We start from the raw sequence: 1236 nt of genomic DNA, 5'->3' as shown, positions 1-1236 counted from the left end.
AAGGGCAAAAATAAGGGAAACTACATATCATTTCACTAATGGACAGGCGGGAAAGCCTATAAAATGGGGAAAGTTAGAGGAATAATTATATAAATTCAAGTTTGCAGAACTGACCCAAAAGAGCTCGAAGGAGCTCTTTTTCCTTTTTTATAATAGTATCATTATGGTATAATAGAGACATTAAAATCGGAATTTTTGAGGAGATAGATATAAAATGACCTTCCAATTAGTTTGTATAGAACCAAAAGAATTAACGCAATACAAGGCGGATATGCAGGAAGCATTTCAGAAAGGTTTTGAAGATGCTTTTGGGAAAACAGATGCTGTTATTCTGCCTGAAAAGGACATTGACCAGTCGCTGAATGCGGAGGGTTCTGCTGTCTATAAAGCCGTTGTCGATGGAGAAATGGTGGGCGGTGCTGTTGTTATTATCAATGAGAGTACACAGCATAACCATCTTGACCTGCTTTTTGTAAAGAACGGAGTTCAGAGCAATGGTATCGGTAAGAAGATATGGTTTGAATTGGAACGAATATATCCGAACACGAAAGTATGGGAAACCTGTACGCCGTACTTTGATAAGCGCAACATTCATTTTTATGTGAATGTCTGCGGCTTTCATATTACAGAATTTTTTAATGAAAAACATCCTATGCCGGATACACCGGACGATTTTGTCGGTGATGGCAATGAGGGAATGTTTGCGTTTAAGAAGCAAATGCGTTTATGAAATTCCAGTTTGGAGAATTGAGAAAATCGGGAGTTGTAGTAAAGGAGGTTTACAATGGGGGTTTGGATTTTTATGTTGATTATGGATTTGCTTCTTCCATTTACGATGATTGGTTTTGGAAGATATTTTATGAAAAAGGCTCCAAAGGAAATAAATTCAGTATTTGGATATCGGACTTCGATGTCTATGAAGAACAAAGACACATGGGAATTTGCTCATAAATATTGTGGTAAAGTCTGGTATGTCTGTGGAATGGTTATGTTGCCGATAACAGTAATATTCATGCTTTTAGTGATTGGAAAAAATGAAGATTGTGTTGGGGGTATAGGAGGAATTATCTGTGGTGTTCAACTTATTCCTTTAATTGGGTCTATTCTCCCAACAGAAATAGCATTAAAAAAGAATTTTGATAAGAATGGAACAAGACGATAAATTCTAGCTTGTAGAATTCAAAAATTTAATATGAAATGTGAGATAGAGCGTATGGAAATTAACTATACGTTCTA

The 1236-nt window shown here is 36.0% G+C and carries 2 protein-coding genes; both read left to right on the top strand.

Features of this window, described 5'->3' with window-relative positions; translation table 11 throughout:
* The first annotated feature begins 214 nt into the window (after positions 1-214).
* Positions 215-730 carry a GNAT family N-acetyltransferase gene (locus tag DXB52_RS15830; RefSeq protein ID WP_009244780.1) on the top strand — a complete coding sequence of 172 codons (516 nt, stop codon included), beginning with the start codon at positions 215-217 and terminating at the stop codon, positions 728-730.
* Positions 731-784: 54 nt separating this feature from the next.
* Positions 785-1162 (top strand): SdpI family protein, encoded by a 378-nt coding sequence (locus DXB52_RS15825; protein WP_118108068.1) that lies wholly within the window; start codon positions 785-787, stop codon positions 1160-1162.
* The last annotated feature ends 74 nt before the right edge of the window (positions 1163-1236 follow it).

The sequence above is a fragment of the Ruminococcus sp. OM04-4AA genome (assembly GCF_003462585.1).
GTDB classification, from domain to species: Bacteria; Bacillota; Clostridia; order Lachnospirales; family Lachnospiraceae; genus Mediterraneibacter; species Mediterraneibacter faecis.
This window is presented reverse-complemented; position numbering and strand designations above follow the sequence as displayed.

What these genes read in the sequence shown, in the direction of transcription:
- DXB52_RS15830 (WP_009244780.1), top strand. Translation starts at nt 215, where the DNA reads ATGACCTTCCAATTAGTTTGTATAGAACCAAAAGAATTAACGCAATAC.
- DXB52_RS15825 (WP_118108068.1), top strand. Translation starts at nt 785, where the DNA reads ATGGGGGTTTGGATTTTTATGTTGATTATGGATTTGCTTCTTCCATTT.